This is a genomic window from Lacticaseibacillus rhamnosus, from assembly GCF_900636965.1.
Lineage (GTDB): Bacteria > Bacillota > Bacilli > Lactobacillales > Lactobacillaceae > Lacticaseibacillus > Lacticaseibacillus rhamnosus.
Genome location: NZ_LR134331.1, coordinates 954,584 through 970,202, shown reverse-complemented (window position 1 = coordinate 970,202; position 15,619 = coordinate 954,584). Strand labels below are relative to the sequence as shown.

The window sequence follows — 15,619 nt, the reverse complement described above, 5'->3', positions numbered from 1 at the left end:
AGGACCTTGGGCGCAATGGCCAAAGACCGGCCATCACGCCCAAGGCCACTTACACTCCGACTTCTAACCGCGCCGGCTCGCGCTTACTAAAAAACCCAATGCCACGGTTTGATCACCACGTCATCAGGTTCAAATGAAACATTAAATATTCCGCCGGGCGAACGCAATCACGATACATTCGATTCCGAATAAGACGAAGAACATTGCCAACAGTGTGACTAAGGTGACTGCTGCAACAACCGGCTGCATGAATAGCATCAGCGAAACAATCACCGCCAGAATGTCCAAAATCAAATATAAAATGAACCAGCCGGTACCGGCAATGCGCAGATGGCCGACGTTAAATAATGACCCGACAGAATCAACCAAGAACCAAATTGCAAACATCATGGTAATCGTTGCCATCCCAAAGCCGGCATTTAACAGGAAAACCAACCCGATAACGAGATCAAAAATCCCCATCAGTAAGGAAATCCACGCTAACTTACCTGTAAACTGGCGCAAGGTGGAATAACCGGCAAGAATCGCAATGCCACGAATAATCGCCACGACCGCAAAAATAAAGGTAACGGTTTTTAAAGTGGCTAACGGATAGCGTAAAACCACAAAAGCAGCGATCAGGAATAAAATACCAGTGATAAACTGTCCCCAGTCAAAACCAAAACTCTTTCGATTTAACATTTAATTCCCTACTTTCTTAATCGTTTCAATCATACCATTTCAAAAAGCAATTTAAAAAGTGTCTAAGGTGGCTGTTTACTGACTTCCACCCCAAAGTTCCGGCTTGAAGTCGCGGTGGATAACTTTTCGTCAAACTCAAAGAAAGCCAAACGTTTGTTATGTACATAAATAGTCGCGCTTTTCACGCGACTATTTTTGATGCTATTTCGTCGATGTTTTAGTCGCTTTTGCCTGCTTAGACGAACCGGCCGCGGCTTCTTTCGTCCGTTTGGTGTCACGAATTAAAACCGGTTTAAGGTACTGGCCGGTGTAACTGTCTGCTACCTCGGCAACTTCTTCAGGTGTACCGGTAGCAATCACCTGACCACCGCCATCTCCGCCTTCCGGTCCTAGGTCAATGACCCAATCAGCCGTTTTGACAACATCCAGATTATGCTCGATCACCAGGACTGTGTTACCTTCATCCACCAGCCGTTCGAGGACTTCCAACAACCGCTTAATATCATCGGTGTGTAATCCCGTTGTTGGTTCATCGAGAATGTAGAAGTTTTTACCCGTTGATAGCTTTTGCAATTCACTTGCCAACTTCATCCGCTGTGCTTCCCCGCCTGATAAAGTGGTGGCACTCTGACCAAGCTTCACATAACCCAAACCGACGTCGACAATCGTCTGTAACTTCCGGCGAATCTTAGGAATGTTTTTAAAGAATGCGGTTGCTTCTTCAACGGTCATATCCAGAACTTCAGCAATATTCTTGCCCTTGTAAGTGACTTCCAGAGTTTCGGAATTATATCGTTTGCCGTGACAGACTTCACATGGAACGTAAACATCAGGCAGGAAGTTCATTTCAATCTTGATGATGCCGTCACCTTTACAATTCTCGCAGCGTCCGCCTTTAATATTGAAGCTGAACCGTCCCTTTTTATACCCCCGCAACTTGGCTTCATTGGTTTCCGCAAACAAACCGCGAATGTCATCAAAAACACTGGTATACGTTGCCGGATTACTCCGCGGTGTACGCCCAATCGGACTCTGGTCAATGTTGATGAGTTTCTCGATATTTTTATAGCCGAGAATCTTATCATATGGCCCGGGTTTTTCGGAATTGTGGTTTAACTTTTGCGCCAGTGCCCGCCGCAAAATCGAATTAACCAGCGTCGATTTACCTGATCCGGAAACGCCGGAAACAACAATGAACTTACCTAAAGGAAAATCGACATTGATATGCTTCAAGTTGTGATCAGACGCACCTTCCAGCCGAATCACTTTGCCATTGCCCGGCCGTCGTTTTAACGGTACCGGGATAAACTTGCGACCCGATAAATATTGGCCGGTAATTGATTTACGCACGCGGGCGACTTGCTTGGGGGTTCCTGATGCCATGATTCGACCACCATGCTCACCCGCGCCAGGACCTACATCAATTAGATAATCGGCTGCACGCATCGTGTCTTCATCGTGCTCCACAACGATTAGCGTGTTGCCTAAATCACGCATTTTCTTCAGCGAGGCAATTAAACGGTCGTTGTCGCGCTGATGCAACCCAATAGATGGCTCGTCAAGCACATACATCACACCACTTAGATTAGAACCGATTTGTGTGGCCAATCGAATTCGTTGCGCTTCACCGCCTGACAGCGTCCCCGCGCTTCGACTTAAGGTCAAATAGCCGAGGCCCACGTTGACAAGAAAAGTTAACCGATCCACCACTTCTTTGACAATTGGCTGAGCAATCACGGTCTCGGCTTCGCTCAAATGTACTTGCTTGAAAAACGGCAGCGCATCCTTAATGGCCAAGTCAGATACTTCAGCGATGTCACGTCCGGAGATCTTAACCGCGAGTGCCTGACGATTGAGCCGTTTCCCATGACAAACCGGACAAGGCAAAGCCGTCATATAACCGCGCATCTGTTGCCGGGTGAAGTCGCTATTTGTCTCGGCATAACGCCGGGAAATGTTGGTCAAAACGCCTTCAAACGGCACATCAACATCGCGAACACCGCCGAAGTCATTTTCATAATGAAAGTGGAATGGCTTGCCATCACTGCCATTGAGAACAACATTCCGTTCGCGCTTGGTCAGTTTTTTAAACGGTACATCCATTCGCACCTTAAAGGCAGTTGCCGCTTGTGCCAACAGTTCCGGGTAATATTGCGAACTAATTGGATTCCATGGGGCAATGGCACCTTGAGCTAAAGTCATACTTGGATCCGGTACAACCAGATCCATGTCAACAGTCAACTTCACACCCAGCCCGTCACATTCCGGGCACGCTCCAAATGGCGCATTAAATGAAAATAACCGCGGCTCCATTTCACCAATCGTAAACCCGCAAATCGGGCAAGCAAAATGTTCCGAAAAACGCAATGTATCGCCACCAATGACGTCAACATTAGCGTATCCTTCCGAAAGCCGCAACGCCGCTTCAAAAGAGTCAAATAACCGACTGCGGGCTTCTGGCTTCACCACAATCCGATCAATCACGATATCAATATCATGGGCTTTGTTTTTGTCTAGTTCATAATCCGCTGTGGCATCCATGACTTCACCGTCAACGCGCATCCGGACATACCCTTCACGCATAATTTTGGCAAAGACTTTCTTATGGCTGCCTTTTTTCCGCCGCACAATCGGTGACAGAATCTGAATGCGGCTCTTTTCCGGCAAAGCCAAGACGCGGTCCACCATTTGTTCAACACTTTGACTGGTAATCGGCGTCCCATCGTTAGGACAAATCGGATGCCCGACCCGCGCCCACAACAGTCGCAAGTAATCATTAATTTCAGTGACCGTTCCAACTGTCGAGCGCGGATTCTTGGAAGTCGTCTTTTGATCAATCGAAATTGCCGGACTGAGACCATCAATCGAATCAACATCCGGTTTCTCCATTTGACCAAGAAACTGGCGTGCATAAGCAGATAAGCTTTCGACATAGCGGCGCTGGCCTTCTGCATATAACGTATCAAACGCCAGACTCGACTTACCGGAACCAGAAAGGCCCGTCATGACCACAAGCTTATTGCGCGGAATCGTCACATCAATATTTTTTAAGTTATGGGCCCGAGCCCCGTGGATTACAATTTTATCATTTGCCATTCACAAAAGATCTCCTCAATTAAAACATGCCGACAACTGGTAGCGCTGGCGGGAACAAACTAGAAATGCCTCAGCACTTGCGCCTAATTCGAAAGCAAGAAAACAGCCATGATCGCCGGATCTGCTCATAGCAATCATGGCTGAGTTGGTGCCATCATGCAAGTCCTGTCCACCTCATTCTCAAGACATATCCGCTTGCAATTCCAAAATCGTATCGCGCAAAGAAGCTGCCTGCTCAAAGTCCAACTTTTTGGCCGCCGCCTGCATCTGTGAACGGAGGTTGGCAACCAGTTCTTTCTTATCCGCTTTACTCATATCTTCGTAATCAACTTCAGCAAAAGTCTTCTTTGCATCGGCTTTTTCGTCATCCGATTGTTCATAGGTTGAAATAGCCGCCCGAATTGGTTTGATGATCGTCTTGGGTTGGATGTGATGTTCTTCGTTAAACTTCTCTTGAATTGCCCGTCGCCGCCGAGTTTCATCAATCGCGGCTTTCATCGAATCCGTGACCTTGTCAGCGTACATAATGACTTTACCATGTTCATTACGCGATGCCCGGCCAATCGTCTGAATCAGCGAACGCTCTGCCCGCAAGAAGCCTTCCTTATCGGCATCCAGAATCGCAATTAATGATACTTCCGGTACATCAATCCCTTCACGCAAAAGGTTAATCCCGATCAATACATCAAACTTACCTAGCCGCAAATCACGAATAATCTGGGTTCGTTCAAGCGTCTTAATGTCGCTATGCAAATAACGGACTTTAATTCCCATATCCTTAAGATAGTCGGTTAAATCTTCCGCCATTTTCTTAGTTAACGTTGTGATGAAGACTCGTTCATGCGCATCAATCCGCTTGTTGATCTCGCCAACCAGATCATCAATCTGACCCATCACCGGACGCACTTCGATTTTAGGATCCAACAACCCGGTCGGTCGAATAATCTGTTCAGCAATATCTTCTTTAGGAACGCGACTCAGTTCATAAGGTCCTGGCGTTGCGCTCACATAAAGAATCCGTTTGACATGTTTTTCAAACTCATCAATCTTCAAAGGTCGATTGTCCAAGGCACTTGGCAGACGGAACCCATAATTAATCAACATCTGTTTCCGGGCCCGATCGCCATTATACATGCCTTTAACCTGTGGCATCGTAACGTGACTTTCATCAACCATAATCGTAAAGTCTTTCGGGAAAAAGTCGAGCAACGTATACGGCGGTTCTCCGGGTTTCCGACCATCCATGTGGCGCGAGTAATTTTCAATCCCACTGGTAAAGCCCATTTCGCGCATCATTTCAATATCATAATTAGTACGCTGCTCTAACCGTTGGGCTTCTAGAAGCTTGTTTTCACCGCGCAACACTTTTAAGCGATCCTCGAGTTCTGCAGAAATACTCTTAATTGCGCGTTCCATCTGTTCATCGCTCGTCATGAAATGAGTGGCCGGGAAAATGGCAACATGATCTCGCGTACCAATCACTTCACCCGTCAAAGCATCGACTTCGGTAATCCGATCAATTTCATCACCGAAAAATTCAACGCGGATGGCGTGATCATCACGACTGGCCGGGAAAATTTCCACCACATCTCCCCGTACCCGAAAACGACCGCGTTGAAAATCAATATCGTTACGATCAAACTGAATATCTACTAATTGCCGCAACAACGTATTTCGGTCAATGGTCATCCCAGTCCGCAACGATAACACATGGTTCTTATATTCATGCGGATCACCCAAGCCAAAGATAGAAGATACCGAAGCAACGACAATCACGTCATTACGCTCAAGCAACGCACTGGTAGCGCTATGCCGCAATTTATCAATCTCATCATTAATGGCACTGTCTTTTTCAATATAAGTGTCCGTGCTAGGCACATAGGCTTCAGGTTGGTAATAATCGTAATAAGACACGAAGTACTCAACCGCGTTATGTGGGAAAAACTCCTTAAACTCACCATACAGCTGACCAGCCAACGTTTTATTATGCGATAAAATCAAAGTCGGTTTGTTCAAGTTAGCGATGATATTGCTCATCGTAAACGTCTTCCCGGTCCCGGTTGCACCTAACAGAATTTGCGCCTTTTTACCTTCTTCAAACCCCTTAGTCAGCTTAGCAATCGCCTGGGGCTGGTCCCCGGCTGGCTTATAAGGCGAAACCAAATCAAATTTACGATCAGCAATTCGTTCAATCATCGATGTACCTCCAAAGAAAAGTGAGCGTGAGCCAGCCCGGTTAGAAACCGGAACATAAGCGGCCTTGGGCGTAATGACTGGTCTTTGGTCATTGCGACCAAGGTCCTTATGTGCAGGTTTCTGGGCTGGCGAACGCGTTATGGTGAGCGTGAACCGGCGCGGTTAGAAGTCGGAGTGTAAGCGGCCTTAGACGTGATGGCCCGCTCTTGGCCATTGCGACCAAGGTCCTTACACGCAGATCCCTGCGCCGGTGAACGCGTTATGGCGAGCGCTAACCGGCCAACGCAAAGCTCACAACCACACTAAAACCTTCTCATTAAAAAAGTTGGAACCGATAAGAAACGCATCCCAACTTTCATCCTGCATATTATAACATAGCGAACATACTTTCGCTACTTGCCAGTCTCATGTTCTGCCATGGTTTCTTTAGTCAATTTAGCCAGTTGATCCCGACTGGCGAACTTCTCATCTAGCATATCCGGTAATACTTCATCAAGAAAGTAGCGAACACTCGGACGATTCTTGAACTGTAAAATAGTACTTAAACTTTCCGAATAGATATCGAGAAAAACCTGCTCCGGATTGCCTTTTTCGATTTCCCCAAAACCTTCATACAGTAAATCAATCTTATCCGCAACGCTCAGGATCTGACCTTCGAGCGTTTCGTCTTTGCCCTCAGATAACCGCCGACGATAACGATCCTGAAAATCGTGTGGAATTTCATTTTTGATGAAGTTTTCCGTCATGGTAGCCTCAACGTCAGCCAACATTTGCCGTAACGTTGGGGTTGCATATTTCACTGGCGTCTTAATATCACCGATGAAGCGCTCGGTATAATCATGATTGAGTGACTTCTCATAGAGCATCTGCCAATTAACCTTGTTTCCAGCTAACTCCTCAACATCGCCCAACATCTGCGCGATCTCCGCCACCTTGAAACTGTGAGCCGCCACCGAATGCTCCTGATACTTGAAAAAGCCCGGTGCCCGCCGCAGTGTTTCCAGATTGCTCAGTCCTTGGATAAATTGGTGCATGCCCATTTCGAAATGACCTCCTGATAGTTGTCGTGTCTGATCGTGAAATTTACTTAAATTGTTAAAAGACTACCACCATCAAGTAGGCATTGCAAGAAAATTCACAGTGAGCGCGAGCCGGCGCGGTTAGAGACCGGAGTGTAAGCGGCCTTGGGCGTGATGGCCGCACTTTGGTCATTGCGACCAAGGTCCTTACATGCAGGTCTCTGCGCCGGGGAGCGCGTTATAGAAAGAAAGCGTGAACAGGGCCGCTTAGAAACCGGAGTGTAAGTGGCCTTGAGCCTAAATGGCTGGGCTTTGCCATTTAGGCTCAAGGTCCTTACACGCAGGTTTCTGGCCCTGTGAACGCGTTTATAAGTGTATACAGGGATTTACATTCTGGCATAATAGCCACCCATTTTAGCCATTGCGACCAAGGTCCTTACACGCAGACTTTTGCGCTTGCGAACGCGGCTAGAGCCAATTAAAACGCTGAAGCATTGTCCACTCCATGATGTCAGTCACTATCCCAATAACGAATATGGATAACATTGATCAAAGCGATAGAAACCCTAAAGCAGCAACTGTGACACCACCTAAAAACAGGCTCTTGCTAACTCAACCAAATCAATTGGTCAAGATCTTGATGTTTCAGTATTTGATGACTCACGCCGGTAAATACCGCCCAAATAAGCATCAACATTCCCCCTGCAATCAAGATCTCTTGCCATGGCACGCGATAATTAAACGCTATGCCAGTGTTTGCCACGCGATAAAGTAACCATGTCAGTCCGGTTCCGAGAATGCTGCCAATGACTAAACTTGTTCCAAACAAAAAACCATTTTCAAGGCCAATCATGCTTGTGATCTGACGCGGCGTCATCCCCACGCTTTGCAACATCGCCAAACTACGCCGTCTTTGCAGTAAGTTGGCAAAAATATGATTGACAATGTTAGCAAGACTCACCAAGGTTAGTAAGGTTAAAAACCCGTAAACCATCACTTGAATAGCCAATCCAAACGAACTTTCCTGGGCTCGATTAGCAATCTGATCATTCAGTGCTCCTTGAGGCACCATTTTGCGTAATATTTTTGCAACCGAATCATGAAATTTAGCCTGGGTCAGTTGCGTTTGAATCGAATAATCAAGCTCACGATCATTGATGGCCAATGCTTTTAATAGTTTCAGATACCGATCACGGGACAGGACTAATCCGGATTGATCGCCAAATTGCCACTTACCCAACGCCGCTGTTGTTTTAGTCACGACGCGAATTGATTGCGTGAATTGCTTTTCTCCGCGCCGATTGATCAGCTGTAAGGTCCCAGAAAAGTCTCTCGGCAGTTGCCACCGTTGCTCACGCTGACCGGTCTTTGAATTCACAACCAGTTGGCTACTGGTCAAAACAGTCGGCTGATTCTGAAAAGCAGTTTGAAAAAGCCGGTCGCTAACAACGATGATATTTATTTTGTCTCCAAAAGCTTTCGGCGCATGAGCCAGCTGCATTTGCTTGGTTCCAGTCACAGTTGCCTGCTTGATCCCTGCATCTTCTGAAGGTTCAAATGTCCAGGGTATAGCATCCACGGCAGCGGTACTGGCAATGGTAACATCAGCTTGCTGCGTGAAAGTTTCATTGTTCAACGTCAAAACACTTCGAAAGAAACCGGTTAAACCAATAAAAATCATCAGTGAGAGTGATAAAGTCGCGATCATCGTCAGTTTTGACCACCCTAACCGGCGATACTGCTTATAAGCTAGCTTTGCAGTTGGGGAACGGAGTAGCCGCTCGATCGGACTAAGCCGACGCGACCGGCGACTAATCTTCACACTCTCAGGCAGCATTTGAACCGCCGCAATCGGACTGACTGAAGCCGCGCGATGTGCCGGGCGCCACGCAGCTACCAACGTCACTAAGAACATGAAGATCGCCCCTAGAAAAATTGGCCACCAATCAATCACAAGGAATAATCTGAAGGTATTTCCTTGCACTATAAAGCGCTGATTGAGGATGTGAAATGCGACTGCTAAGCCACCGATTCCCATTCCGATACCAATTAAAAACGCCGGAAAAGCAAGCATCGCCGCCTATGAATAAACTAGTCTGCGCAATTGTTTAGGGGTCGCGCCAATTGAACGTAATAAGCCATAACGCTGTGTTTGTGACCGGACACTAAGATTAATACTTGTATAAATTAACGCTAGCGATACGAACCCAATCACACTTAAAATAACGACTACCAATAAGGCAAACATGACTCTCAGCTTAACATCACGTGACTCGCCTGCCCGTTCTAATGCCATGTTATTAATTGCCAGCTGACGCGAATGCACTCGATGCTGCGATGTCAGTGCATGAAGCTTTCCATAAAAATTACTGTAGTCTCTAAAAGCAGCTGCCACCGTGTAATCTTTGGACCCGGTCACCGTACCAAGTGTTAAAACGCCATCAGGTGGCAACAGTCCTGCGTATCCGCGATAACTACCGACAATTCTCAACTGAATGTTTTTGCCCTGCTGCCGACTTTGAATAATCTGACCAATTCGATACTGCTTTGTCACCAAATCCTGGGCAAGAATGGCTTCGTTTGGCTGTTTTGGCAACCGCCCGGCAAGTACCACCGGCTTCACTAATCGTTGCATGGCCGCTTTTGGTAACGTTAGTAACGGTGATGCCATCGTTTTTGCCACTCCCGGTTCCTTAATATCAACCGTTCCTTGCCGTTGATAAACCACACTTTTGGCGATTGCTGAGTCTTTCCCGATTGCCTTTGCCGTTTGTCGATCTAACTGCGAGATTGCAAACTGCATGCCGCCAGTACTTTGGATATTCTTTTGATACATCGAATGTCTCGCCGAATAAATGCCGATTAAGGTTGCAAGTGTCAAGGTGGCAGCGACTGCCATTGCTAAAATGGTCGTCACGGTCCGCGCTTTTTGACCCAACAGCTGCTCTTTAGTCAAATGTCCCACGATCCCCATCATCTCACCGCCCCCCGCTCACGACCCCATCGTCAATGCGGACAATACGATCAGCTTGACTGGCAATGTCTGGATCATGGGTGATCACGACCAGTGTCTGCCCCTGCTTAATATTGGCTTGTCGTAGTAGCGTCATCACATCCTGTGAATTCCGGCGATCAAGATTGCCTGTAGGTTCATCGGCCAAAATAACCGCGGGATGATTGATTAACGCCCGTCCAATTGCCACCCGTTGCTGCTGCCCGCCTGAAAGCTGATTAGGCAAAGCAGATGCCTTTTCGACAAGGCCCAAGGTTGTTAACATCTCCGTCAAAACGGCTTCTTTAATTGACCGTCCATCCAAATCCGCTGGCAATGTGATATTCTCAGCCACCGTCAAGTTCGGAATCAAGTTGTAAAACTGATAAATCAAGCCGACTTGCCGACGTCGAAAAATCGCCAGTTGCGTTTGATTCAGTGCGTAGATATCCGTGTCATATAACCGGACCTCCCCACTGGTTGGCTGATCAATCCCGCCTAACAAATGAAGCAAGGTTGACTTTCCTGAACCACTCGGCCCCACTATGGCAACAAACTCGCCTTGTTCAATCGTCAAATTGGCATGATCCAGTGCCGGATGCGCTTCACCAGCATATTGCTTGGTCAATTGGCGTGCCGTTAAAATTGCCATCCCAAATCTCCTCCTTTACCCGACAACAGCCTATCCTGTTATCGGTTTCTTGCCGTCATTTTAGCAACGCCAAGTGACAGGTGAGTGACAGCCACCGTATCAGCGGAAAAATTCGAAAGTCATTTGGACACCATTGGCAGTATTAGCTGCAGTTAGCCGACCATCATTGGCAGTAGTGATGCCAGCAGCAATTGCCAGTCCGATGCCCACATTGTTGGCAGTAGCATATTGACCACGGTAAAAGCGCTCGAACAAATGTGGCAGGTCCTGAGCGGCAATTGGTTGACCGGTATTCATAATCATAAGCCGCGTGCGCACCGGGTCACCGATTCCGCGCACACTCATTCGGCCGCCAACCGGGGTATGCGCGACTGCATTTTTAAAAACATTGGCAAAGGCTTCTTTGACCAATACCGAATTAACGTTGATCGTCAGCGCTGGTGGCACTTGCCAATCAACGGTAATCTCTTTGTCGGCAATCTGGCGCAAGAATGGACTAAGGGCTGCTTTCCCAAGGTCGGTCAACACAACGATTTCCCGCCGCTGACTCAACGTATGCGTATCAACTTTTGCCAGTAAGATCAGCTGCTCGATTAATTGCGCTTGGTGCTGCTGTTGTGCCTGCAAAGCCAGCCGCGTCGTTTTCCAATTCGATTCAGTCATCATCTCAAGCAAGTTACTGTTGGCTGCAAGTGGCGTCCGTAACTGATGCGCAATATCCGTAATCGCCTCATTGAGATGATCACGATCACGCTTAATAGCCTCACGCTCGGCTTGCATTTGGCGCGCATAGTGATAGAGACGATTATTGAAGTCAGAAAATAAACCTTCATCATTGCGATCAATTAGGTAATTGTCCTCGGTTTCCTTCGTCATATCCAATTGCAAAAGCGCTTGATCAAAATGATAACTAAACTTTCGCGCCCAGCACCATGTTAACCAAACACTTATGCCAGTAGCCAAACCGCCCACCAGCACCAACCATATGCGCATATCCGGTACGGTGATACTGGTTAATAAAAGTACCGTCCAAAGAATCCCAATTAATATCGCTGTCAATTGAAACACTTGACGCGTCTCAGGCATCGTCCAATAAGCATGCTTAACCATCGATAAAATACCCCATTCCTCGTACGGTTCTTATGAGTGTTGGCTTGGCGGGATCATCTTCCAATTTTTCGCGCAGCCGTTTAATCGTTACCGTCAACGTGTTATCAGCAACAAATTGTTCGCGCGTATCCCATAAAGCGGCCAGCAACTGTTCACGGGTCAAAATTTGGTTGGGATTAACAAAGAAATAGGCCAGCAGTCGTTGTTCGGCACTTGTAAGCCTAACTGGTTTGCCGTTTTTAGTGACCTGACCTGTCCGCAGATTTAGCGCAACGGCCCCAAATTGCTGGGACTCTCCCGGTAATTGTTTGGCAATCCGTGCTTTAAGAACCTTAAGACTCACCGGCTTGACCACATAATCATCGGCAAGATCCAAGCCGGCAATCGTGGTTGACTCGTCATCATTTGCCGTCAAAACAATCACTTTAGCCGTCAAATAAGCCCGCCACCGTTTCAACCACGCCAAACCGTCCCCATCCGGCATGCCCAAGTCTAAAATGATCAACGCCGGATGTTCTGTTTTCACAATCGTGGTGGCTTTTGCCAGTGTCGCCGCTAGCCAAACCTCTTCGTCACGACTGAAATAGGTCTGAAGCGTCTTCCCCAATGCCGGTTCGTCTTCAATGATTAAATACGTCACGCAATCGCCCCCCGCCTGTCAATTTGTCATAGTAACCAAAGTATACTAAAGAAAGCTGTGGCAGAAACAGAAAACGCTTACTTTTCCGTATACTTTTAGCTCCAACGCTAGATTTAGCGTCACGGTTGCATTAGCGCAAAATCAAAAAATAGACCCCAAAGGCTGCCCTTTAGGATCTATCGGTTAAAATACACTTTTATCCGCGGTTATCACATTGCATTCACTAGCACGACTGCAACCGCTGACCACGTGAATCGTTCATCTAAGCTTCCTTACGAAAAGCATCCAAAGCTTTCTCAAAGGCATCAAGCTTTTCTTGCGCCTTTGCATCCGTATCGGCTTTGGTGCCAACGTAGAACTTCACTTTCGGCTCTGTACCGGATGGCCGAATGGCAATCCAGGTACCGTCTGCCAAAATATACTTCAGCACATTGCTGGATGGCATCGTCAGCTTTTCAACTGTGCCATCTGCGGACTTAGCTTCTTGACTCAGGAAATCTTCAACTTTCGCGATCTTAACGCCAGCAAAATCATCTGGCTGTTCTTCACGGAATTTGGTCATCAGATTAGCCATCTGCTTAGGCCCGTCAACGCCTTCAAAATCAACGCCAACAGTCTTTTCGGCGTAGTAGCCATACTTCTTGTAAAGTTCCTGAACGCCATCCCAAAGTGTCTTGCCTTGTGATTGATAGTATGCGGCCACTTCAGCTAGCAAAACAGTTGACTGGATGGCATCCTTATCACGCACAAACGGTTTGATTAGATAGCCATAGCTTTCCTCAAAGCCAAACAGGAATTCATGTTCGCCTGTTGCCTGGAAATGTTTGATCTGATCACCGATAAACTTGAAGCCGGTGAGCACATTGATCATGTCCACGCCATAATCTTTGGCAATGGCCGTTGCCAACTCAGTGGAAACAATCGACTTGACGACCGCACCGTTCTTTGGCAAAGTTCCGGCTTGTTTACGTGCTTCAAGAATATAATGCAATAGCACAGACGCAATTTGATTACCGGTCAACAACTGATAGTGATCGCCAACTTTAACCGCAGTTCCCAGCCGATCAGCATCGGGATCAGTGGCAATCAGAACATCGGCCCCAATTTTCTTGCCAAGTTCAATTGGCAAATCAAAAACTTGGGCAAACTCAGGATTTGGAAATGGCGTTGTGGCAAATTCCGGATCAGCAACACTTTGTTTCGCAACCAACCGGAAATTTTCAAATCCGGCATTACGCAAGACCATTTGTGCCGGAATCCGACCGGTACCATGTAACGGGCTATAAACCAGCGACATGTTTTTCCCAACGGTTTTGATCAAATCATGATTAATCGTAACCGTTGCGACTTCAGCATAATAAGCTTCATCGACATCTTCACCAATTGGCTGCATCAAATCCTTAGCCCGTAACTCGTGAACGTTCAAGGCCTTGATGGCAAAAAGATCATCAGCCGACCGCGCATATTTAGTAATCTTGTCAGACTCTTCCGGAGGCATTTGACCGCCATCAGGGCCATAAATCTTATAGCCATTATATTGTTTCGGGTTATGGCTAGCTGTGATCATAATTCCGGCATATGTCTTCAGGTGACGGACAGCAAAACTCAGCTCCGGTGTTGGCCGCAGTTGATCAAAGACGTAACTCTTAATGCCATGAGCGCCGAGAACGCCTGCGCTTTGGTAGGCAAATTCCTGACTCATGTACCGAGAATCGTAACTAATAGCAACACCCCGAGCCTTAGTTTCGTCAGTCAAGGTATCCATAAACCGTGCCAAACCTTCAGTCGCCTGCCGGACGGTATAAATATTCATGCGGCCGATACCGGCACCAAGCACACCGCGCATGCCGGCAGTCCCAAATGCCATTGGTTCCGCAAACGCTTCTTCTTTGGTTGTTTCATCGTCTGCCATTTTCTTAAGGTCAGTTTTTAGCTCTGGATCAAGCGTTGGTTCATCTACCCATTGTTGATACGTATCACGATAACTCACGTGATCAGCTCCTATCTGTCTAAATTGATAATTTCGGGTACTACCCTTCCCTGTCCAATCATACTATAAGTGACCAACGCTGGGTTGAAAACGCGCTCAAATAAGAAAATTCTTTTACGATTTTTGCCATCATATTCGCAATAGTGTGGTATTTTTAAAAGCAAAAACGGTTCTAACAGATTTTCGTGTCTGCTAGAACCGTTCCTTGATCAAATTCAATTGGTGGATAATCTTAAAAGACTCGTCAAAACTTAGGCTTTTACTTCAACACTGGTGTCATTCAGACTTTGAATATAATTGAAGACGCCTTGACCAGCGGTGCCGCCTTCTCCGACAGCAGTGGTAATCTGCCGCAAGTCTTTAGCGCGAACATCGCCAATCGCAAAGATGCCAGGCACCTTGGTTCGCATGTGTTCATCCGTTGGAATCCAGCCATGATCGTCCAGAATTCCTAGATCCTGGAATGGCTCGGTCATTGGCATGATGCCGACGTAAATGAAGACACCGGCAACTGGCAAAACATGTTCCTCACCGGTTTCTTTATCACGATATTTGACGCCGGTAACTTTCATATCGTCGCCTTGGATTTCCTGAACCTGGGCATTCCAGACAAAATGCATCTTGTCGTTTGCAAAGGCTCGCTTTTGAATGATTTGTTGTGCCCGTAATTGGTCACGACGATGAATGACGGTGACCTTTTTGGCCATCTGCGTCAAATAAAGTCCTTCTTCAATGGCCGAGTCGCCGCCGCCAATGACTGCAAGTTCACGATCCTTAAAGAACGCACCATCGCAGACCGCGCAGTACGATACCCCTCGGCCACTGAAGGCTTCTTCGCCGGGTACACCGAGTTTTTTGTGTTCAGCGCCAGTCGCAATGACAATCGCTTTAGCTTCAAACTCGTCTTCATCGGTTTTGACCAACTTAGTAGCGCCGTGATTTTGGACACTGATCACGTTGCCGTACGCATATTCGGCACCAAATTGAGTTGCACCATCGTACATCTTCTGGCCAAGATCAGGCCCAAGGATAGACTTGTAACCCGGATAGTTTTCTACTTCGGCGGTATTGTTCATCTGACCGCCATAGACGCCGCGATCAAGCATTAACACTGATAAGTTGGCTCGGGAAGCATAAAGTGCTGCTGTCATGCCCCCTGGTCCGGCACCGATCACGATTACATCATATTTTTTTGCCATGGGCAGTCTCTCCTTTTGCCTTATTGCTTACAAATAGTAAGCTA

General features: G+C 47.1%; 9 protein-coding genes and 1 pseudogene. All 10 read right to left on the bottom strand.

What is annotated here, in order from left to right; genetic code table 11:
- Nucleotides 1-141: 141 nt before the first annotated feature.
- The 10 genes and pseudogenes from EL173_RS05040 to trxB all read right to left on the bottom strand — a co-directional run bounded on the left by EL173_RS05040 (nucleotide 142) and on the right by trxB (nucleotide 15,575).
- Nucleotides 142-681 carry an HdeD family acid-resistance protein gene (locus EL173_RS05040; RefSeq protein WP_005688718.1) on the bottom strand — a complete coding sequence of 180 codons (540 nt, stop codon included), beginning with the start codon at nucleotides 679-681 and terminating at the stop codon, nucleotides 142-144.
- 201 nt (nucleotides 682-882) lie between these two features.
- Nucleotides 883-3,777 carry an excinuclease ABC subunit UvrA gene (uvrA, locus tag EL173_RS05035; protein ID WP_014571226.1) on the bottom strand — a complete coding sequence of 965 codons (2,895 nt, stop codon included), beginning with the start codon at nucleotides 3,775-3,777 and terminating at the stop codon, nucleotides 883-885.
- Nucleotides 3,778-3,957: 180 nt separating this feature from the next.
- Entirely contained in the window at nucleotides 3,958-5,973 is a 2,016-nt protein-coding gene (gene uvrB / locus EL173_RS05030; RefSeq protein WP_005688715.1) for an excinuclease ABC subunit UvrB, read from the bottom strand.
- 392 nt (nucleotides 5,974-6,365) lie between these two features.
- Nucleotides 6,366-7,013 (bottom strand): YfbR-like 5'-deoxynucleotidase, encoded by a 648-nt coding sequence (locus EL173_RS05020; protein ID WP_005688713.1) that lies wholly within the window; start codon nucleotides 7,011-7,013, stop codon nucleotides 6,366-6,368.
- A gap of 586 nt (nucleotides 7,014-7,599) precedes the next feature.
- Nucleotides 7,600-9,966 (bottom strand): annotated as a pseudogene (locus EL173_RS15385) (ABC transporter permease).
- Nucleotides 9,967-9,970: 4 nt separating this feature from the next.
- Complete coding sequence (locus EL173_RS05000) at nucleotides 9,971-10,636, bottom strand: ABC transporter ATP-binding protein (RefSeq protein ID WP_005688708.1); 666 nt, start codon at nucleotides 10,634-10,636, stop codon at nucleotides 9,971-9,973.
- Between the two features lie 99 nt (nucleotides 10,637-10,735).
- Nucleotides 10,736-11,746: a sensor histidine kinase gene (locus tag EL173_RS04995; protein WP_005688706.1), complete on the bottom strand. Its 1,011-nt coding sequence runs from the start codon at nucleotides 11,744-11,746 to the stop codon at nucleotides 10,736-10,738.
- Nucleotides 11,739-12,386: a response regulator transcription factor gene (locus EL173_RS04990; protein WP_005688705.1), complete on the bottom strand. Its 648-nt coding sequence runs from the start codon at nucleotides 12,384-12,386 to the stop codon at nucleotides 11,739-11,741. The genes EL173_RS04995 and EL173_RS04990 overlap by 8 nt, the downstream gene beginning before the upstream one ends.
- Before the next feature lie 262 nt (nucleotides 12,387-12,648).
- The gene (locus EL173_RS04985; protein WP_005688704.1) at nucleotides 12,649-14,376 is read right to left on the bottom strand and encodes a phospho-sugar mutase; all 1,728 of its coding nucleotides are present in this window, start codon (nucleotides 14,374-14,376) and stop codon (nucleotides 12,649-12,651) included.
- Between the two features lie 251 nt (nucleotides 14,377-14,627).
- Nucleotides 14,628-15,575 (bottom strand): thioredoxin-disulfide reductase, encoded by a 948-nt coding sequence (gene trxB, locus EL173_RS04980; protein ID WP_005684511.1) that lies wholly within the window; start codon nucleotides 15,573-15,575, stop codon nucleotides 14,628-14,630.
- Between the last annotated feature and the right edge of the window lie 44 nt (nucleotides 15,576-15,619).